Genomic DNA, 19,233 nt, shown 5'->3' on the forward strand with positions numbered 1-19,233 from the left:
TCCGGAAATGCCTATCCTTCTGCGTGACGCCCCTTGACCGCAAACAGTCCGGCCGGCCGTCGCTGGAGGAAGAGAATCACCAGCACAAGGATCAAGACCTTGCCGTAGACCGCTCCAAGACTGGGCTCCATCACTTTGTTCAACCCGCCGATCCCCAACGAGGCAATGATGGTGCCGGCAAGTTTCCCGACACCGCCTGTCACCACCACCATGAATGAATCCACGATGTAGTTTTGCCCGAGTCCCGGCTCCACATTCCCGACCAGCGTTAAGGCCCAGCCCGCGATCCCGGCCAAGCCGGACCCGAAGGCAAACGTGTACGCATCGACCTTCCTGGTGGGGATACCCAGGCAGGCGCTCATGTTGCGGTTCTGCGTCACGGCTCGCACTCGTAACCCTAAGCTCGACCGAAACAGAAATGCGTAAATCCCGGTCACACAGAGGATGGAGAGGCCGATGATGAACAGGCGATTAAACGGCAAAAACACCCCCACCATGGCCTGCGTCCCGCCGTTTAGCCAGGCAGGAGCCGCGACCGCCGTCAAATCCCCGAAATAGATCCGTGCCCCCTGAATCAGAATCAGGCTCACGCCCCAGGTCGCCAGCATCGTCTCTAAAGGACGTCCGTAGAGGAAGCGAATCACCGTCGCTTCCAGGATAAATCCGAGCAAGCCGGCAGCGAGAAACGAGGCCGGCAATGCCGCAAGGTAGTATGAATCAAGCCAGGCTGGAGGGGCATAGAGCTTGAAGCATTCCTGCATCACAAACGTGGCATAGGCGCCGATCATCATCAGTTCGCCGTGCGCCATATTGATGACGCCCATCAACCCAAAGACAATCGCGAGTCCCACGGACATGATGAGAAGGATGGAACTCAGACTGATGCCGCGAAACACCGTTTCGATCACCGTCGACCAGACGTTCCAGGTTTCAATCTGCTCGATGGCAAGAGTCGCCACCGGCGCAAGCGTTTTCTGCTGCTCGGTACTGTTCGGGTCACTGGCGGCGTGCACCAGTTCCTTCAATGCCGGGACTGCGTTCTGACTACGCATCTCCCCCAATTTCGCCGCAGCCTGCGCCTTCACGTTCGGATCGTTAGAAGCGAGCTTCAGCAACTGTGTGGACTCGTCCATCGCATACCGAGCCCACCGGTGGGTCTCACCGCTCGCCGCCGCTTCCAACCAGGGAATGGCCATGACTCGCCCGCCCGTCCCCAGGTCGGTCGCAGCCGAGCGCCGCGTGTCGGCATCCAGGCTGGCCAGGTTGGCGCGGTGTCTCCAGGCATCGGCCACCGGCTTGATCGCCATGCGCAGACTTCTATCCGCGTTGGCCCGCAACTCCTCCAACCGTGGCAACCAGGTGATGTCCCCCTGTTCGATCAACAGACCAATCGCCCGTTCTCGCACCGATTCTTCGTCACTCGACAACTCTTTCAACACCTGCTCAAGTTGATCCGGCGCGGAGGCACCGGGACGTGCCTCCGCCCCAGACCCGTCCGTCACGCCCAATGTCACCGCGCACCAGACCAACAGGATCCCCACGAGGAAATTCATTCGCAGTGTGCTTTCATGCGTGTGTGAGTCACTCCGTGCTCTGCTCACATCAGGCTTTCTTATAGGTGCCTTGATGATTTACCCAATCGCATCCCTTTTCCGGATTCGTATACTCGCTCCACGGTTCCGGTTTGACCAAACCTTTCGATCGCCAGACGACTTTGAACTGGCCGTCCTTGAGAATTTCGCCGATCAGCACGGGTTTGTTCGTATGGTGGTTAGCTTCGTCCATCACGATCTCTCCGCCCGGCGCGAGGAACTTCTGGCCGTACACGGCCTTGCGAACCACGTCCACCTCGATGCTGCCTGCCTTCTCAACCGCTTGTTTCCACACGTGCACACCAAAATAGGCGGCTTCCATCGGATCGTCGGTGACACGTTTGTCACTGTCCGGCAGATTGTTCTTCTTGCAGTAAGCTTTGAAGCTCGCCACGAACTGCTTGTTCTGCGGCGTGTCGACGCTTTGATAGTAATTCCATGCCGCCAAATGCCCAACCAGTGCCGTCTTGTCCATTCCACGCAGCTCGTCTTCCGCCACGCTGAAGGCCATAATCGGCGCGTCTTCGGCACGTAGACCTTGATTGGCAAACTCCTTATAGAAGGGGACATTGCTGTCGCCGTTGATCGTGCTGATGACACAGGCACCGCCCCCGGCCGAGAATTTCTTAATCTTCCCGACGATCGTCTGATAGTCTTGATGATGGAACGGCGTGTACTCCTCCATGATGTTGGCCGCGGGCACTTTCTTGGCCAGCAACATGGCACGAAGAATCTTGTTCGTCGTCCGTGGGTAGACGTAATCCGTTCCCAACAGATAGAACTTTTTAAACCCGCCCCCTTCCTTGCTCATCAGATATTCCACGGCCGGCACCGCCTGCTGGTTGACCGCCGCCCCGGTGTAGAAGACATTCTTGGAACACTCTTCCCCTTCATACTGCACGGGATAGAAGAGCAAGCCATTATTCTTTTCAAACACCGGCAAAACAGACTTCCGACTGACCGACGTCCAGCATCCAAAGACCACCGCAACCTTGTCTTGCACCAATAGTTGTTTGGCCTTCTCCGAGAACAAATCCCAATTCGAAGCCGGATCGACGACGACCAGTTTCAGCTGGCGCCCCAGCAGCCCGCCTTTCGCATTAATTTCTTCGACCGCCATCGAGACGACGTCCTTCAACGACACCTCGCTGATCGCCATCGTGCCGCTGAGCGAGTGCAACACCCCGACCTTGATCGGTTCCTTGTCGGCCCCATAGGAGAGCGCCCAGTTCCCGAGGTTTCCCAACAACGCGGCAATCCCGATCCCGACCGCGGTTCGAGAACTCCGCACCAAAAATTCACGCCGCGAGGAGGACTCCTCAGGCATCGAACCGGATGTCACGTCATCTATCCCCTGTCGTTTCTGAGTGCTCATCGTTCGACTCCTTTCACCGTCATCGCTGGCTAGAAGTTGTACCAAGTTGAGAGCATGAAATTATCGCCGGCAAAATGCTCCCCAGTTGACCATTCGCTCATGAGATGATTCCATTCCAACGACGCATACAAGTCGCCCCAGATATGGCGGACGGCCGTCAGGTACGTCCGATGATTGAGCACATATTGCGTGTCTACTCCCGCGCTGGTCCCGCGCAGATCGGAATTGAGCGGGTTGTCGAATCCATACCCGGCAATGAGGGTGAGCCGCCGGTCATAGGCGTAGTCAAACTCTCCCCAGCCGATCACGGTGCGGATCGGTTTTCCTGTCCCCAGATTTCGCTCTTGGCCGTAACGGAAGAACTCCACTCCCAATGCCTGGCCGTAGGCAATCTCGCCGGTGAATTTCAAGCGGCTGGTCAGGGGCGCGGCAAACTCTGCGCCGACGAGGTACGAATTGATATCGTTGCCGGCCGGAATACCACCGGCCGTGGGCGCAGACCGGTAATGCCGGAAAGCAGCGTTCAGGGCCACCATGTAGCCTGCCTGATCGCCCGTTCCCATGTATGCGAACCGAGTTCCAACATAGGGCATCTGCACCGGGTCGTTGAACGCGTTTTCGGAACAAGCAAATCCGCTGTTCCCGCAACTGCCTGGTGCCGCCGCGGCAGCGCCGGCGCCCTGAAAGGTTCGCCGCTGTGTTTGTGGTTGAATGGCCGACAGACCGCGCTCGAATCGCATGACGGTCAAGAGGCCGTTGACGTTCTCGTTAAATTGATGTTTCACGGTGATCTGCGGAAGACGCTGCCACAGATTCCCGTTGTACCCCATGATAGAGAAATCGATCAGGTTCGGATGGGACGACATGATCGGCGTCCAATCCATACCGGCCGTAATGGTCGTCCGGCTGTTATTCGGCGAGTATTTAACGTTCGCCAACCGCAGGCGGGGCGAGATATTGCCCGCATTGTCGGTCTGGCTGTAGAAATCCGCCTCGACGACGCCGGTGAGCGAATGGGTTCCATCCGTTCGGTCGGCACGTAACCCGAAGACGCTGTATCGAGGGTTTAACGTCGAGGAAGCGTTGCTGCTCTTGCCGGCGGCTGTCGCATAGCCGTTAAACTGACCGGGATCGAGCGGGTTGGTATTTCGGTTACTATAGATCCCATCCAACTCGATGCGACCGTAGGGAACGATGCTCCCCTTGCCTTCACCGGCAAAGGTGGGGGTTACACACCCTCCACAGATCACGGCCGGCGGGGCTTCCACGTCTCGCAATCGTTGACCGGCCCCTGCTGCCTCTCCGGCACTCTGCTCCTCCGCGCCGACCGTCGTCGCAACCACAGCGACCATCATCACGATCGCGCAGAGTGTGTAGACTCCTGTCCTTCGTACCTGCATGCTATGTTGCCCTCCTGGCTCGAAACGATTCGACTCACGCCAGACCGGAGGGCTCACGCGCAAAAAAAAACGCCCTTCCGGTCCAACCATCGGACCAAAAGGACGCCGTTGTCCTCTGCGCACTTGCTGCCTACAACAAGTCAGGACCACGTTGTCCTGACTTTATCCTCGCACAGGTTGGGTGTATACGCCTCTGAGCTCTCGATTGTCAAGCAAGGCTATACGTTGTTCTTCCCACTCTTACGATTTTCCCTGTGGTACACTACCTCGCGCGGAGGCAATTCGATCACGAAACAGGAAGCACTCCATGTACTGGCGTCAAACAGGCTTCGTATTATTGACTCTGCTGATGTCAGGCTGCATGAGCGGCCTGCAAGTGGACGTGATCGTGCAGGAATCCGCGCAGGGCCAGGTCTACCTGGATCGTATTCCCGATCGCCAATTCCAGGCGACCCACCCCATTCGACTCGACCAGGGCCTCATCGCGAGCAGCCTGCAAGGCATCAGGGTGCATGAAGAGACGGGCCTCCTGCGAGCCATGGGCATGACTCAAACATCGACGGTCCCGGCTTTCTCCTGGCAGGACATTGCCTTTCTCGCTCCCGCGATCACAGACGCCTTGCGGCGAGCGGCGGCAGATCAACAGATTGGATTTCGTCTGATACAGCGGGGAGAACGTGGATATGGAGAACGGGCCGGCGCCGCTGTCGGTTCATCCGAGCCTCCGCTCCGGCTCTCGCCGGAAGAAACCACAACCGGCTCCGTCTTCGCGTACGGACATTCTCTCTTCATCACGCTGACTGAGTACCGACAACGCCGCGACAATCCCGATACGGTCAACATGCCGAATCGCCGTCTTCCGCAGCCGAGCGGACAGCTGAATCGCCAGCTAACATTTGCTCCGGCCGAGGCATTGCGTTCGAACCAGTTCGCACCGGCCTTTCTCGACGACCCGACCAACGTCCTCATCATCGATTATGAGGCCTTGGCGAAACTCCCCCTCCCCTCAGCACCGTCGGCACTCTCCCATCGCGCGACGGAGAGTCTCCAGCCGTCACCGACAACACAACCAGCCGGGTCGGGTGCTGCGGACAGCGAACTTCACACCATCAAAGAGGAGATGAAGAAACGAGATTCCGAGGTGGAAGAACTCAAGAAAGAACTTCAGGACATCAAACGGCAACTAGGGAGTCGACAGAACAATCGAGGCGCCACGCCTTTCAAATAACCCCATCCGACACCATCATCGGCTCACAGGCGGTTCGGAACTAGTCTCGACGCTTATCGGCCCGTTCTTCGATTTCTCCGGCCAGGAGAATGGCTTCTGCGATCTCTCGCATGGATTTGCGAAGATCCATGCTCTGGCGTTGAATCAATTTGAATGCGTCTTCTTCCGACAGCCGCTTCGACCGCATGAGATACCCCTTAGCCCGGTCGAGCAACTTCCGGACCTGCAAGGCTTCCTGCATTTCAAACGATTTCTCAAGCAACGTGGTGTGCTCAATGGAAATCGCGGCCTGATTGGCAATCGCCTGCATCAATTTGACATCTTCCGCCGTGAAGGTATGCGGCTTGGACGTATACGTATTGATCACGCCGATGGCCTTCTCACGCACCAGCATCGGCACGCACAGGAGCGAGCAGAGGCCCTCCTTCGCAGCCATGTCCGGATACATGTAGGTGCCTTCTTTAGTGACATCCGGCACGATGATCGGCCGACGATCCTGAACGGCACGCCCGCTGATGCTTTGCCCGATCTTCACGTTGGGCTTGCGCCGATACTGCTCGCTCAGACTTTGCGTGGCGGCGATCCGAAGTTCACCGGTCGGCTGATCCAGAAGAATGATGGAGCAAATCTTCGATCCCATCATTTGAGCCGTCATCGTCACAATCAACTGCAGCACGTCCTCTATCAATCGGTTCGACGACACGGTCTCCGAGACCTGGGACAGCGTATCCAGTTGTAGCGCCTTCCGCGTCATCTGATCGTACAGGCGGGCGTTCTCAATGGCCCCTCCGACCTGCGTGGCAATGGTCGAGAGCAACGCCAGTTCGTCGGGCCGGTATCGGCGCGACCGCTTGTGCTGCACATTGATGACGCCGACGACCTCCTGCTTGGTCGTAATCGGCACGGAGACAAATGCCTGGTAGCGGTCTTCCGGCAGATTGTGAAAGAACTTAAACCGTGTGTCATCGCTAGCGCTGTTGGGAATGACGACACGCGTCCGCTCCCGCGCCACCCATCCGGTGATACCCTCGCCCATGCCGATGGTGATTCGCCCGATCAGCTTCGGATGCGGATTCTTGGAGGCCCTCAGGATCAGCTCGTCCCTTTTATCCGACAACAAATACAGCAAGCAGGCGTCGGCCTTGGTCACTTCCACGACCATATCCACGATATGCCGGAGCACGGCCTCCAAGTCGAGCGTGTTGCTGATCGACTCGCTGATGCGATGGAGGACATCCACCTCACGCGTCTTTTCACGCAAGGCTTGCTCGACTTGAGTCAGCGTTCGTTTAGTCGCCATTCCACTCCTAACGTGCCCGTCCGACGGGCCTTGCACGCTTCAATTCGGCTGCCTCTCTGGTGTGGACATCCTGAAACCAGGCGCGCGTCGTGGCCTTCTCCAATGGAACAATGCGCACGGCCCCGATCTGCTCCGGCACCACACAAAAAATCGTTCCGGCAGACACTTTCTTGTCCTGCTGCATGGCACCCCACAACGCATTGAACGCGACCTTCGGCAACCGGTCCGGCAAACCCGCGGCCTTCACCAGTGCGCGCAATCGAGCAACCACCTCTGCGCCACAATAGCCGAGGTGCCTGGCCAGGTCGGCCTCATAAACCATCCCGACCGCAACGGCCTCCCCATGGATGAAGCCCCGATACCCGCCGAGGGATTCCAACGCATGCCCAATCGTATGGCCGAAGTTCAAAATGCGGCGTCGGTCGGCCTCACGCTCATCTTCCGACACCACCTGTGCCTTGATCTCACAGGACCGCTTCACGATGTGCGCAACGGCGTCATCGGTCAACTTCTGGATCGATGCCATGTTCTGTTCCAGATACTCAAAGAAGGCCGCGTCCGCAATCACACCATATTTGATGACCTCAGCCAGACCAGCCACCCACTCGCGCAGCGGCAGAGTCGCCAGCATCGCAGGATCGATGAACACCGCGCGCGGCTGGTTGAAGGCCCCGATCAAATTCTTCCCCTTGGGGTGATCGACACCCGTCTTCCCGCCGACACTTGAATCGACCTGGGCCACCAGACTCGTCGGCACTTGCACGAACGGGATGCCACGCTGATAGATTGCGGCGGCAAATCCCGTGATGTCGCCGATGACACCCCCACCCAAGGCCAGCAACGTCGAGGAACGCTCAAATCTGGCATTCACGAGGGCATCCATGACCGTCCCGATGGAGCGAAGGGTTTTTGTCCGCTCCCCGGGAGGCAGCACGATGGGAACGACCGTAAACCCGGCGGCCTTCAGCCTGCGAGTCACCTGCGTGAGATAGTGCTTGGCAAGATTGCGATCGGTCACGACCCCTACCTTGCCCACGCATTTGAGACGCTTCAGCTCCTCCCCGATCTCCCGAAGAAGATCGCGGCGAATGACGATGGCGTAACTTCGCGCACCGAGTTCGACATGAATGGAGTGGGACGGCCTATCAATAGAAGAACGTGTCATCAGGTATCACGCAGCGTGTGGACGCAGGGCTGAGTCTCAAGTCCATGATGGCGGCATGGCCCGGGAAGCGAGCCACGCGAACAATCCAGATACCCCGATAGGCCATGAGGCGAAGGAGACTGGATCGTAACCTGCGATATCTAGAGGAAGAAGACACCCGGAAGGAGCGCTATCAGATAGGGGGAGAAGACACGTTCCGCAGGATTCGCCCCCATTGAGATAGCGTACCATCTTCAATGGGGGCGATTATTAACTTGCCGCGCTGGGACCTGTCAAGTTGTCGAGCGCACGATCGTCGGCGTCAGGAAGATCAGCAACTCTTGCTTGGAGACGTTCTCGGTCTTGTTCTTGAACAACCAGCCCAGGACCGGGATACGTGACAGATAGGGAATTCCTGCCACGTTGTTCGACTGAGTATCGACGAAGACACCGCCGATGACCATGGTTTCCCCGTCACGCACCAGCACCTGGGTCGTCGCTTCACGACGATCGATGCTCGGACCGGCCGGGTTGCTCCGGGCGCCGACGGCGTTCCGGGTGGCCCGCACCTTCATGAGAATCTGCTTGCCGATCTCTTTCGGGTCGCGAGAGGTAATTTGCGGCGTCACGTTCAACTCCAGGTTTGCATCCACGAAGGTCGTCTGGGTTCCCTGCAAGGACGTGGTCTGGAACGGGATCGATTCACCCTGGGCAATCTTGGCGTCCCGCTTGTCCAGCGTCGTGATCTTCGGCGCCGCAATCACTTTGGTCAAGCCCAGCAATTCACCGGCCGACAACCGCACATCCAACATCGCCCCGTCGGTTTTCCCGATCGAGAATCCGGCACCCGGCACCGACGGCAATCCGGGGTTAGCCGGCAAGTTGATCAGGAAGTCCGAGACTTGGGCGCCGAATGCCCCGGTAGTTCCGGTCTTGAAGGCAGACGTTCCGCTGGAGCTTCCCAGCTGGTTGACGTTCTGGATACCCCACTGCACACCGAGTGAGCGGGTATAGGTCGTGTCGGCTTGAACGATGCGGGCCTCAATCTGCACTTGCGGTACTTCGAGATCGACGCCGTCCAGCAACTGCCGCAGGACTTCCAGCTTGGACTCCGTGTCGCTGATGATGAGGGCATTGCTCGCAGCGCTGACCGTCATGGTCCCGCGCGGACTCAAGTTCTGGCGTAACGACGTTTGCACTTCCGTGGCGTTGAGATTCCGGATATAGAATACCCGGGTGACGATCGGCTCTGCCTTCGCCTTCGAGTCCTTTGCCCGCGCTTCTTCATCCTGCTGCTTGGCAATATTCTGCAGGGTATCCACCCACACGATGTTGCCCTGGCGAATCATCCCCAACGCATTCATTTTCAGCAGCATCTCGAGGGCCTGATCCCACGGCACATTCGCCAGCTTCATCGTGACTTTGCTTTTGACACCCTCCCCGACCACAATGTTGAAGCCGCTGACCTCCGCAATCAACCGCAACACATTGCTGATATCGGCTTGCTGAAAATCGAGGGAGATACGCCGGCCGACGAATCGGGATGCGCCGTTCACCACCTCATTACTCTCAGGCTTCCGGTCTTCTTTCTGAACCGACTCCGCCGTCAACTGGATCGGCTGGATACGAAACAGGGCTTTCGGTGATTTATGCGTCACTAACGTGGGGTGGGACGTCGGCTGCTTCGGTTCCAGCGAACCCGTCTGTTCCGCCGACGCTTCAACATGGGCCAAGGCGCCACCGTCCACAGTTTTCGTTTCAACGACGGACGCCGCCGCCTTCGGCTCCAGAGTCAGGACCAGGCGGCCGTCGGTTGAATCGATGGTATGTTCGACGGACTGCGTCAAATCCAGCACTAACCGCACCTTGTCCGCGTGATACCCGAATCGGACTCTCGACAACAAGGCATGACCGACCATCAGCTGTGACTGGTGGCCGTCCGACTGAATGTGCGGCATATCGACGACCATCCGGCGATCCCCGATCATCTTCACCGTATGCGTAAAGACGCCGTTCCCGCTGAGAATCAACGCCATCCGGCTCCCATCAGGCTTCACTTCCACCTTTGTCAGCATCGTCGCAGCCGGGGCGGCGGCAACTGCACGCTCGGGGACGGGTGCGGCGCTCTCCACGGACAGGGCCGCACTCTGGTCAGTGGCCTGCGTGAATCCGGTCAGTCCGGTCGTCTCGCCTGGCGCCGCGGCTTGCACATATCCGGCAAGCCCCAACACTCCGGCCATCACAGTGACACTCAGCAGCGGATGTACACCAACCTGTGCATGTTTCATTCTGTACCCTCTTTCGGGTGCAGGAGCTTGACGTATTCCCGCTCCTGTTTATTCCCGTACACGTCCGTGAACCGCTCTTGAACGATGATGCCTCGTTCGGTGATTGAACTGACCACACCATTGTTGGGCCCGATTCGTGTCCCGCGGCGGATGCTGTACCCTTTGCCGTCCGGCGTCTGAACCATGGCCGTGTAACCGTAATTGCCCCAGAGCACCCCGATCAAACTCAGTTCCGTGAGGCCGACGCGCTGCAGCGGGGGAAGAGTCACATCCTGCTCTGTCTGCTGGCCCAGCTGGATCATAGGCAGGAAGGGATCCCGACGACCCGACGGATCGTACGAGGTTCCTGAAAATTCCGTCGACAATGAATCCCCCGATGCTGAGACCGCCGCTTCGGAACGCGAGGCCGGAGCTTCAACAGCCGGCTCAGACCGCTTCCCCTCGGGCAACGGCATGACCTTCAAGGAATCGGCCGGCCGCATGGACGCCACTTGGCGCAAGTGAGGCAGTGTTTTCGCCTCAACAGGCGACACCGCGCCTCCACTCACCAGCAGGACCGCTGCAACGGCCATCGACCCGCGCCACCAGATTCGTCTCTTCACGGTGCGTCCCCTCGCGTTGGGCATAAGCTAGGCTCCAATCCTCACTTTGGCTTCGCCGCAGGAACGGGCGCGGCGGCCTTTTTCTCTCCCGGGGCAGCATAGGCCACCAGATCGAACACCGTCTGCGTGACCACACGTCCTTGATCGACACGAGCCGCGCCAATCCGCACATCCTGAACCGTCACGATACGGGACAGCTTGCTGATACGATCGAAGAAGATGGCGGCTGTATGGTATCCGCCGGCCACTTCCACGTTGATTGGCATCCGAATGAAGAGCTTCGACGGATCCTCAGCTTGCGTCCCCGGCTTCCAGAGACGGACATCCAACCCCAGTCGCATGCCAAGATCGGACACTTGCTTGAGCAGCATCACCGCCTCTTCTTCCGGCGGGAGGCGTTCCTTCTTCGCGGCCAATTCGATTTCCAGCTGCTTGCTCGCCGCCACCAATTCATCCAGATGTTTGACCTTCAAGGTCAGATTCTGAATCTCGGTATCCAACTGGGCGACCTGACCCTGAACCGCTTCCAGCTCCATGGTCTTGGGATCGACCACGTAGAAATAGAACCCTACCAAAATCGCCGCCACCAACAGTCCGAGCAGCGCGACTTTCTGACCTGTCGGAATGCTGCGGAGGCCGTCTAAGCTGATTGCATTCAGACTCATGTTAGCCTTTCATCGACAGGTCGAGTTTGAATTGATAGGTGTTCATCTTGTTGTCCAGTCCCGCCCGGCTCTCCATCAACTTGATGGCGCCGAATTGATCGGTCCGCCGCAGGTTGTTCACGAATTCCACCACATCATCGTTCGTCAGCGCGCGACCTTCGAGCTCGACGTTGTTGCCCTTGAGATTCAGCCGCACGAGCCAGACCTTCAGGGGATTCAGACTCTGACTGACGTGGTCCAACACCTTGACCGGTCCCGTCCGGCTCTTTTCGAGCTGGTCGATGATGCGATTCTTCGCTTCAAGCTGCTTCTTTTTCTCTTCAAAGTCCTGCACGGCCTTGACTTGCTCTTTCAACTGAGCAACCTGCTTGTCCTTGACCTGCTTCTCGCTCTGCTTGGCCTGGATGTCCTCATCAAGGGAAGCGGCGTAATACCAACACCCCGTCAAGGTGACCAGCAACACCCCGATGCCGATCAAGGCCTCAGCACGTACATCCCACTGCGGTTTGGCTTTCCTGGACCGGGGTCCAGTTGCGAGCAAGTTGATTCTAATCATCGGTCCCCCACCGTCCGGAGCGCGAGGCCTACCCCCACCGCCGCAAGCGGCCCCATTTCGGTCAACTGATCGGGATCGACGTCGCACTGCGAAGTGTCGATCTCATTAAAGGGATTCGCGATTTCCACCTCGACGTGCATGCGATCGCGAAGCTGTTGAGCCAGGCCCTTGACCTTAGCTCCCCCGCCGAACAGCAAGACCCGCGCAATTTCGCTCTCCGAAGAGGTCGTCTTGAAGTAATCGATCGTGCGGGCGATCTCCGACGCCACTTCCGCATTCACACTCTCCATGACCGATGCTAGTGTATGATCGTCGTCTCGGTCGCTTTTCTTGAGTTGCTCCGCCTCTTCGAACGAGACGCCCATCTCCCGCTGCACGGCCTCGGAATACCGGTTCCCTCCCAAGGGAATATCGCGAGTAAAGAGGGAGACTCCCCCTCCCACGATATTCACGTTCATCACGCTGGCCCCGATGTTCACCAGAATCGTGGTGTCGTCTTGCGTGGCGGGCGAGGTCACGCCATACATGTTCTCCACCGCAAATGCGTCGACATCCATCACGACCGGACTCAGTCCGGCCGCCTTCACCAGTTCGGTCAATTCGTTGATCTTGTCCTTTTTCGCCGCGACCAGCACAATCGACATTTCGCTCTGCTCGTCCGGATTCTCCGACGGGGGTAAGACATGAAAGTCCAGGTTCACTTCATTGATGTCGAAGGGAATGTACTGTTCGGCAGACAGTTTCACCTGTGCATCGAGCTCCTCATCGGGCATCGGCGGTAGGGAAATTTTCTTCACAATGACCGCATGGCCGGAGATGGAGATGGCGACCTGCTTCAATTTGATATTCTGTTCGGCCAACAATTCCTTGATGGCCGACACGACACGCCCTTCGTCCATGACCGTGCCGTCCACGATCACTTCAGGCTCCAATTCCTTGACGGCAAACTTCTGCAACGTATACCGGCCCCGGTGTTCCTTGATCTGCACCAGTTTGATGCTGCTCGAACCGATGTCGAGCCCCAGCAACTGCCGCTGCGGAGAAAACATCGAGAGAAATTCCATATCCGCCAGATTTTTCAGTGAAGCCAGCATGTTCATGCCCTCTCTACGCGACCTCTTTTCGTCCACCACCCATCACGTGCCTGATTTGTTCGACATTTTCGGCGGTATACAGACGCCAATTTCGCCAGTCGCGGGGTGGTCCGGTGATCAATCCTTCACGCTCCCAGCGAAATAACGTCGCGCGCGAGATGTCGAACATCTCGCAGACCTCGTTGGTCTTATACAATTTCTTTTTTGGGACATCGCTGACTTTCTTCACGAACCGCCTCAAACGCCGCTATTCATCGCATGTTTCGAGCCCACGGAATTAAGTATAGTTGATATAGTCCACCTGTCAAGAAAGTGGGCTCTCCAGGGGCTTCTCGGGAAGAAACGGCGAAACAGCGCTCAGGAACTAGGGTTTTTGCATGTCGCGGTGGGTAACGGACACATCATAACCGAGGGCGGCAAATTGTTCCCGGAGGTGCACCGCCATGGTCACAGACCGATGACGCCCTCCGGTACAACCGATGCCGATGCTGAGGTAGCTGCGCTGATCCCGCTCATAGAGCGGGATCAGAAAGCCGAACAAGCCTTGCAGATGTTCGAGAAATTGACCGGCCGCGGGATCTCCCAATACATACTGCTGTACGCGAGCATCCTCCCCGGTCAATGCTTTGAGCTCAGGCACGAAGAACGGATTGCGAATGAAACGCACGTCGAAGAGCAGGTCGATGTCATAGGGCACGCCGAACTTGTACCCGAATGTGACCAGTGAGATGGTCATGCGGCGAGCGGCCGTTTCCTGGCGGAACTGCCGGATCAGCAACTCGCGCAATTCATGCACCGTAATGTTGGAGGTGTCGATAACCCGGTCGGCATGCTTCCGCAATTCGCTGAGGCGCTCACGCTCGAACCGCACGCCTTCCACGACTGGCATGTGCGGCAACAAGGGATGCGGACGGCGACTCTCGGAAAACCGGCGAACCAGCACTTCCTCTCGGGCTTCCAGAAACACGAGTTGCAGCGCATGTCCCTGCGCTTTTAGCTCGCCCAGGACCTTCGCCAAATCCCCGAAAAAGACTCGCTCGCGAATATCGATGCCCAGGGCGACATTCTTAATCTCCCCGCCCTGCTGATGGCATAACTCGACAAAGGTGGGAAGAAGGGCCGGCGGAAGATTGTCGACGCAGAAATACCCCGCGTCTTCGAAGGCTTTCAAGGCATGGCTCTTTCCAGATCCGGAAAGGCCGCTGATCACGACGAGATTAAGCGCGGCCATGAGCAGTGCGAGCACGGTCGCTCGTGGGATCGATCAGAGACACTCGTCCATTCGGCAAGCGCTGGAGAACCTGAACCGTGCCGGACAGCGCATTCACAAAGACCAGTACCGCGAGCTTCGCAGAATTGAGCGCCTCAACGGCCTCTTCCACCGTCAACACTTCGAGCGTCGGTCGAACCACTTCGACCTCATTGCGCGCAGCCCGTGGAGCCTTCCGTGCGACTGCCCGCACACGTGGTTGATCGCCGAATTTGTGGTTGACCTTGCGCTCTTTCAATTTCCGCAACTGGGCGCCGAGTTTATCGACGACTTCATCGATCGAGGCATACATTTCCTCGGTCGACGTCTTCGCTTGCAAACGCCGGCTCTGCACGACACCCACCACTTCGGCCACATGATGAAACTTTTCCACGCTGAGCAGAATCTGCAAGGTCCCGAGCTTCAGTCCGTAGCGGTCTAACCGTTCCATGCGTGTTTCGATATACTCCCGTAGAGCAGGAGTGACTGCCACATGCCGACCCGTGATCATCAATCGCATTCCATCCTCGTTTCTCAGGCTGCCCGCACCACCGTACGTTCATGCCCGTTGCGACGATTGTTGTACCCCCAGGGGAACTTCCTCCCTGGTGCCAGACCCGACCAGCTTAGAAAAACTTCCTGCGTTGGGTGGCGGAGGGAATGTTGTCCTCCGCACGATACTTCGCAACGGTACGACGGGCGATCAGCACTTGCTGCGTCCGCAGCCGCGCGGCGATCTCCTCATCTTTGAGAGGCTTACGCGCGTCTTCCGCCGCAACCATTTGCCGGATCATTTCGCGTACCGTGAGGGACGACAGCATGTCCGTCGGCTGATCCGCGCGCTGAAGCCCGGCGTTAAAGAAAAATTTCAACTCCAACATCCCCTGCGGACAATACATATATTTATTGGCCGTCACCCGGCTGATCGTCGATTCGTGCATCCCGATATCCTCGGCAACTTGCTTGAGAACCAACGGTTTCAAATGCTGGATCCCGCGCTCGAAAAAGCCTTCTTGAAACTTCACGATACTCGACACGACCTTCACAATGGTCTTGTTGCGCTGTTCGATGCTCCGAATCACCCACTGCGCCGCCCGCAACTTGTCGTCCAGATAGGCCTTGGTCTCCGCCGACCCCGATTGCCCTGACGACATCAACTGCTTGTAGTACGGACTGATCCGCATGCGCGGCAGGCCGTCGTCATTGAGTAATACTTCCCACACCCCTTCGTTCTTGACGACAAAGACATCCGGGACGATGGCGTAATTCTGCGTATTGGAGAAGGGGCGTCCAGGCTTCGGTTCCAACCCTTCGATAATCCGGGTCGCTTCAAAAACGTCGTCCATCGAAATATTCAGCGCCTTCGCGATGCGGTTGTACTGTTTCTTCTCCAGATCCTTCAGATGGTGGAGCACGATGGATTCCAACACCGTCCCCTTCAGCACTCCCGGGCGCGACCCTAAGGAGCCAATCTGGCTCCGGCCCAAAAACTTCAGTTGAAGCAACAGACATTCGGATAAGTCCCGTGCCGCCACACCATTTGGATCGAATCCCTGAACATCTTTCAACACCGACTCAGCGTCCGCCACCGAATAGCTCGTGCCGGCGACCAGCTCATCCAAGCTGATCCGGAGATACCCGTCGTCGTCCAGATTTCCGATGATCAGGCGTCCGATCGCTTTTTCTCGATCCGAAAGGCCCGATAACGACAACTGCCAGACAAGGTGATCTTCCAACGATGTCGACTTCGCCACGGTTTGTTCATAGGAGGGGAACTCTTCCTTCGAAGAAGAGCTGTACTCGGTTTCACCGCGACGCATATCCGTATCGAAGTAATCTTCCCAGCTGGAGGCCGAAAATTCCTCGGCGTTTTCCCCGCTTTCGGCAGGCTTATCGTCGCCCTCTCCTCGCACTTCACTGGATACGGTGGTCGACGTATCGGGCTGTTCTCGCTCCGCCGTCGCCGTCTCCTCACTTTCTTCCGTCTCCGTCGCCAATTCATCCAACAACGGATTTTCCATGAGGTGCTGCTGCAGACTTTGCTGAAGCTCCAAACGAGACAGTTGCAGCAATTTGATCGCCTGCTGCAATTGCGGCGTCATAATCAGTTTTTGACTGAGCCTGAGATCCAGTCGCAGCTTCATCGCACACTCACTCCCTGCCGCTACAGGCGGAATCCTTCGCCCAAATACACGGCCCTGGCCATTTCACTTTTCTCGATTACCCCGGGCGGGCCCGCTTCCAGGATCGTGCCTTCATTGATGATGTAGGCTCGATCGGTAATCGACAACGTCTCCCGGACATTGTGGTCCGTAATCAACACGCCGATATTCCGTTGCTTCAACCGGATAATGATTTGCTGGATATCGGCCACCGCAATGGGATCGATACCGGCAAAAGGCTCATCCAGCAGCATGAATGAGGGGCTGGTCGCTAATGCTCGCGTGATCTCCAGACGTCGACGTTCTCCACCCGACAAGGCATAGGCCTTACTTTTGCGAATATGCACCAGATCCAGTTCCTTGAGCAATGTCTCGACCCGCTCCATGCGCTCACTTCTCGAATAGCCCAGCATCTCCAGAATCGCAAGGATATTGTGTTCCACTGACAGCCGGCGAAACACCGACGACTCCTGCGGCAAATACCCGATGCCCCTCCGGGCCCGTTTATACATGGGCAAATCGGTTATTTCTTGGCCGCTTAAGGCAATCGTGCCTTCATCCGGCTGACACAGTCCCACCATCATGTCGAAAATGGTCGTTTTTCCTGCTCCATTGGGCCCGAGAAGACCGACGACTTCGCCGGCCTGCACATCGAGCGACACACCCTTGACCACTTTTCGTCCGCGAAAACTCTTCACCAGGCCGTTGGCAGCCAGGCGATCCGGCATGCCCGTTGATGTCGCACCCTGGGCGACCGATGTCTGGGCGTCGGAAGACATCGGGATCACCGCTTGCCACCGCTTTCGCCCTCGATGACCACCTGAGAGTCCCCCTCCACCACACTGCGATCCTCGTCCAGGAACATAATGATCCGCTTGCCGGATACGCGCGTCCCCTTCTGCCAAGCCACCGGATCACCTGTCAGAATGATTTTCTTTTCATCTTCGTAGTACACGGCCTTCTGGCAGGTCGCGCGCCCATCTTCTTTCTCAATTCTCACTCGGCCCGTCGCTTCGACCATCCGAATACTGCGCTCCGAGACCGCGGGTGCCGCATCCTGCCCTTGTGGTTCCGGCTTGTTCGCACTCGAATTGTTCTTCGGCTTGGTTGTACCGTTAGCATTCTTGCTGTCGGCCCCATTGCGGTTGGGATGAAACGAGACCACCATATGATCCGAATGCACCACCAGCAGGCCACGAGTCAAGACAACCGCCCCGTCAAAAATCGCGGTATTTGCCTGATTACTGACCGTCATGGTGCGAGACGTAATCGTCGTCGGTGCAGGATGGGAAGTCGACTCTTTCGCAACGCTTGGCTCTGCCCCATGCGCCCAGGGAAGGGTCTGCAGCGCAACGCCGCTAAGAAGCAGGCACCACATCGACGCGCACGTCGTCCAACACCTGAAACTCTTCTGTGTCCATTTTTCCCAGCAATCCCCTGCCGGTGACTTGCAACCCATGTCCGTTAATCGTGACATGGTCTGGAGTTTGAATTTCATGCCGCGCATCAGTCCACACAAGATGATTTGTCTGAATGGTATAGCCACTTTGAGTTTCAACCACAATCGGCGTGGTCCTGTTGGAAAGTTGAAAGTTCTTGGTCTGTGTATCAAGCGTGCCCTCATCCCCGGACAAGGTCAGTTCCTTTCCCTGAGCCCCGTACATGGTAATTTGGACATTATTCAGTATTGCCCGGCTCTCCTTTTCAAACAGACGCGCCTGTTCAGCTTGAACTTTCCACTGAACAAGATCGCCTTTTGTCTGGGTGAAGGTAAAGTCTTGAATTCTGGCGTCGGCCGATTCGGTGTCAACCGGCACGACCGAACGCGACGAAGATCCAGGATTGGAGCGTGTGACGAGCAAATACCCAAGGAAGGCAGCAAGCACCACACTCAGAGCTAGAAGGCCTCGTCGAATCCAACGTTCCCACATGGCAAAAAGCCCCTAATTTAAAGAGCTTCCCAGGTCACAGTCGGTGGCATGATAGTAGCATTCCACCCTGGCCAAGTAAACCTACAGCCGGCGCATGGCCTGAGAAAATGATCGGAGATAACGATGCAGAGTGAGGTAGGGAGAGAACAAGGCCACGACGCCCCTGAGGTCGTCGTGGCTCTCGATGTTTAGCTTTCTGCTTGGGCTGAAGTCTTTTCTGTCGTATCTTTCTTCTCAGCGACCGCGACGTCCGTCGATGGCACGGCCTTCGGCTTCTCCGGCCTGGTCACCAATTCAATGGCCACCATCTCCGCGGCATCACCGATCCGCCGACGGGTACGGATGATACGCGTGTAGCCTCCGGGGCGCTCACGAAAGCGCGATGCAACATCGCTGAACAGCTTCGCCACCACCGCCTTGCTTCGCAAGAAGCTCAGAGCACGGCGACGGGCAGGAAGCCCCCCCTCTTTCCCAAGAGTAATCATGCGATCGGTAAAGCCACGAACTTCCTTGGCCTTGGCTTCCGTCGTTTCGATTCGCTCATGTTCGAGTAACGAAGTCACCAGACTCCGGAACAGAGCCCATCGGTGTTTAGTTTGACGTCCGAGCTGTCGACCCTTCTTTTTGTGGCGCACGGTAGTCCTGTT

General features: G+C 57.4%; 19 protein-coding genes. 1 reads left to right on the top strand and 18 read right to left on the bottom strand.

Features of this window, described 5'->3' with window-relative positions; genetic code table 11:
- Positions 1-11: 11 nt before the first annotated feature.
- The 3 genes from urtB to NSND_RS07130 form a co-directional block, all read right to left on the bottom strand.
- Positions 12-1,553 (bottom strand): urea ABC transporter permease subunit UrtB, encoded by a 1,542-nt coding sequence (gene urtB / locus NSND_RS07120; RefSeq protein ID WP_080878337.1) that lies wholly within the window; start codon positions 1,551-1,553, stop codon positions 12-14.
- A 49-nt stretch (positions 1,554-1,602) separates the two neighbouring features.
- Positions 1,603-2,919, bottom strand: a complete 1,317-nt coding sequence (urtA, locus tag NSND_RS07125) for an urea ABC transporter substrate-binding protein (RefSeq protein WP_080880828.1) — start codon at positions 2,917-2,919, stop codon at positions 1,603-1,605.
- Positions 2,920-2,996: 77 nt separating this feature from the next.
- Complete coding sequence (locus NSND_RS07130; protein WP_080878338.1) at positions 2,997-4,367, bottom strand: hypothetical protein; 1,371 nt, start codon at positions 4,365-4,367, stop codon at positions 2,997-2,999.
- A 307-nt stretch (positions 4,368-4,674) separates the two neighbouring features.
- Between NSND_RS07130 and NSND_RS07135 the strand changes: the two genes are divergently transcribed.
- Positions 4,675-5,595: a hypothetical protein gene (locus NSND_RS07135; protein ID WP_080878339.1), complete on the top strand. Its 921-nt coding sequence runs from the start codon at positions 4,675-4,677 to the stop codon at positions 5,593-5,595.
- A gap of 40 nt (positions 5,596-5,635) precedes the next feature.
- Here NSND_RS07135 and NSND_RS07140 read toward each other — a convergent pair whose 3' ends face one another.
- The 15 genes from NSND_RS07140 to rplQ form a co-directional block, all read right to left on the bottom strand.
- Positions 5,636-6,895, bottom strand: coding sequence for a GAF and ANTAR domain-containing protein (locus tag NSND_RS07140; RefSeq protein WP_080878340.1), 1,260 nt, complete (start codon positions 6,893-6,895; stop codon positions 5,636-5,638).
- A gap of 7 nt (positions 6,896-6,902) precedes the next feature.
- Positions 6,903-8,060, bottom strand: coding sequence for a 3-dehydroquinate synthase (aroB, locus tag NSND_RS07145; protein ID WP_080878341.1), 1,158 nt, complete (start codon positions 8,058-8,060; stop codon positions 6,903-6,905).
- 272 nt (positions 8,061-8,332) lie between these two features.
- Positions 8,333-10,327, bottom strand: a complete 1,995-nt coding sequence (pilQ, locus tag NSND_RS07150; protein ID WP_080878343.1) for a type IV pilus secretin PilQ — start codon at positions 10,325-10,327, stop codon at positions 8,333-8,335.
- The gene (locus NSND_RS07155; protein ID WP_159450678.1) at positions 10,324-10,929 is read right to left on the bottom strand and encodes a pilus assembly protein PilP; all 606 of its coding nucleotides are present in this window, start codon (positions 10,927-10,929) and stop codon (positions 10,324-10,326) included. The genes pilQ and NSND_RS07155 overlap by 4 nt, the downstream gene beginning before the upstream one ends.
- A 41-nt stretch (positions 10,930-10,970) precedes the next feature.
- Complete coding sequence (locus tag NSND_RS07160; RefSeq protein ID WP_013247925.1) at positions 10,971-11,594, bottom strand: type IV pilus inner membrane component PilO; 624 nt, start codon at positions 11,592-11,594, stop codon at positions 10,971-10,973.
- Position 11,595: 1 nt separating this feature from the next.
- Complete coding sequence (locus tag NSND_RS07165; protein ID WP_080878345.1) at positions 11,596-12,150, bottom strand: PilN domain-containing protein; 555 nt, start codon at positions 12,148-12,150, stop codon at positions 11,596-11,598.
- The gene (gene pilM / locus NSND_RS07170; protein WP_159450679.1) at positions 12,147-13,244 is read right to left on the bottom strand and encodes a type IV pilus assembly protein PilM; all 1,098 of its coding nucleotides are present in this window, start codon (positions 13,242-13,244) and stop codon (positions 12,147-12,149) included. Before pilM ends, NSND_RS07165 begins: the two co-directional genes overlap by 4 nt.
- Positions 13,245-13,257: 13 nt before the next feature.
- Positions 13,258-13,473 carry a MerR family transcriptional regulator gene (locus tag NSND_RS07175; protein ID WP_041186436.1) on the bottom strand — a complete coding sequence of 72 codons (216 nt, stop codon included), beginning with the start codon at positions 13,471-13,473 and terminating at the stop codon, positions 13,258-13,260.
- Positions 13,474-13,608: 135 nt separating this feature from the next.
- Positions 13,609-14,475 (bottom strand): RNase adapter RapZ, encoded by an 867-nt coding sequence (rapZ, locus tag NSND_RS07180; RefSeq protein WP_080880829.1) that lies wholly within the window; start codon positions 14,473-14,475, stop codon positions 13,609-13,611.
- Positions 14,462-15,013, bottom strand: coding sequence for a ribosome hibernation-promoting factor, HPF/YfiA family (gene hpf / locus NSND_RS07185; RefSeq protein ID WP_080878347.1), 552 nt, complete (start codon positions 15,011-15,013; stop codon positions 14,462-14,464). Before hpf ends, rapZ begins: the two co-directional genes overlap by 14 nt.
- A 106-nt stretch (positions 15,014-15,119) precedes the next feature.
- The gene (gene rpoN, locus NSND_RS07190) at positions 15,120-16,637 is read right to left on the bottom strand and encodes an RNA polymerase factor sigma-54 (protein WP_080878348.1); all 1,518 of its coding nucleotides are present in this window, start codon (positions 16,635-16,637) and stop codon (positions 15,120-15,122) included.
- 20 nt (positions 16,638-16,657) lie between these two features.
- Positions 16,658-17,383 (bottom strand): LPS export ABC transporter ATP-binding protein, encoded by a 726-nt coding sequence (gene lptB / locus NSND_RS07195; protein ID WP_080880830.1) that lies wholly within the window; start codon positions 17,381-17,383, stop codon positions 16,658-16,660.
- 56 nt (positions 17,384-17,439) lie between these two features.
- Positions 17,440-18,033 (bottom strand): LptA/OstA family protein, encoded by a 594-nt coding sequence (locus NSND_RS07200; protein ID WP_159450680.1) that lies wholly within the window; start codon positions 18,031-18,033, stop codon positions 17,440-17,442.
- Positions 18,014-18,586, bottom strand: coding sequence for an LPS export ABC transporter periplasmic protein LptC (gene lptC, locus NSND_RS07205; RefSeq protein WP_080878350.1), 573 nt, complete (start codon positions 18,584-18,586; stop codon positions 18,014-18,016). Before lptC ends, NSND_RS07200 begins: the two co-directional genes overlap by 20 nt.
- A gap of 188 nt (positions 18,587-18,774) precedes the next feature.
- On the bottom strand, positions 18,775-19,221 hold the full coding sequence (rplQ, locus tag NSND_RS07210; RefSeq protein ID WP_080878351.1) for a 50S ribosomal protein L17: 447 nt from the start codon (positions 19,219-19,221) through the stop codon (positions 18,775-18,777).
- Positions 19,222-19,233 lie beyond the last annotated feature (12 nt).

The organism is Nitrospira sp. ND1, from assembly GCF_900170025.1.
In the GTDB taxonomy this organism is placed as follows: Bacteria; Nitrospirota; Nitrospiria; order Nitrospirales; family Nitrospiraceae; genus Nitrospira_A.

What these genes read in the sequence shown, in the direction of transcription:
- urtB (WP_080878337.1), bottom strand. Translation starts at nt 1,553, where the DNA reads ATGAATTTCCTCGTGGGGATCCTGTTGGTCTGGTGCGCGGTGACATTG.
- urtA (WP_080880828.1), bottom strand. Translation starts at nt 2,919, where the DNA reads ATGCCTGAGGAGTCCTCCTCGCGGCGTGAATTTTTGGTGCGGAGTTCT.
- NSND_RS07130 (WP_080878338.1), bottom strand. Translation starts at nt 4,367, where the DNA reads ATGCAGGTACGAAGGACAGGAGTCTACACACTCTGCGCGATCGTGATG.
- NSND_RS07135 (WP_080878339.1), top strand. Translation starts at nt 4,675, where the DNA reads ATGTACTGGCGTCAAACAGGCTTCGTATTATTGACTCTGCTGATGTCA.
- NSND_RS07140 (WP_080878340.1), bottom strand. Translation starts at nt 6,895, where the DNA reads ATGGCGACTAAACGAACGCTGACTCAAGTCGAGCAAGCCTTGCGTGAA.
- aroB (WP_080878341.1), bottom strand. Translation starts at nt 8,060, where the DNA reads ATGACACGTTCTTCTATTGATAGGCCGTCCCACTCCATTCATGTCGAA.
- pilQ (WP_080878343.1), bottom strand. Translation starts at nt 10,327, where the DNA reads ATGAAACATGCACAGGTTGGTGTACATCCGCTGCTGAGTGTCACTGTG.
- NSND_RS07160 (WP_013247925.1), bottom strand. Translation starts at nt 11,594, where the DNA reads ATGAGTCTGAATGCAATCAGCTTAGACGGCCTCCGCAGCATTCCGACA.
- NSND_RS07165 (WP_080878345.1), bottom strand. Translation starts at nt 12,150, where the DNA reads ATGATTAGAATCAACTTGCTCGCAACTGGACCCCGGTCCAGGAAAGCC.
- pilM (WP_159450679.1), bottom strand. Translation starts at nt 13,244, where the DNA reads ATGCTGGCTTCACTGAAAAATCTGGCGGATATGGAATTTCTCTCGATG.
- rapZ (WP_080880829.1), bottom strand. Translation starts at nt 14,475, where the DNA reads ATGGCCGCGCTTAATCTCGTCGTGATCAGCGGCCTTTCCGGATCTGGA.
- hpf (WP_080878347.1), bottom strand. Translation starts at nt 15,013, where the DNA reads ATGCGATTGATGATCACGGGTCGGCATGTGGCAGTCACTCCTGCTCTA.
- rpoN (WP_080878348.1), bottom strand. Translation starts at nt 16,637, where the DNA reads ATGAAGCTGCGACTGGATCTCAGGCTCAGTCAAAAACTGATTATGACG.
- lptB (WP_080880830.1), bottom strand. Translation starts at nt 17,383, where the DNA reads ATGCCGGATCGCCTGGCTGCCAACGGCCTGGTGAAGAGTTTTCGCGGA.
- NSND_RS07200 (WP_159450680.1), bottom strand. Translation starts at nt 18,033, where the DNA reads ATGTGGTGCCTGCTTCTTAGCGGCGTTGCGCTGCAGACCCTTCCCTGG.
- lptC (WP_080878350.1), bottom strand. Translation starts at nt 18,586, where the DNA reads ATGTGGGAACGTTGGATTCGACGAGGCCTTCTAGCTCTGAGTGTGGTG.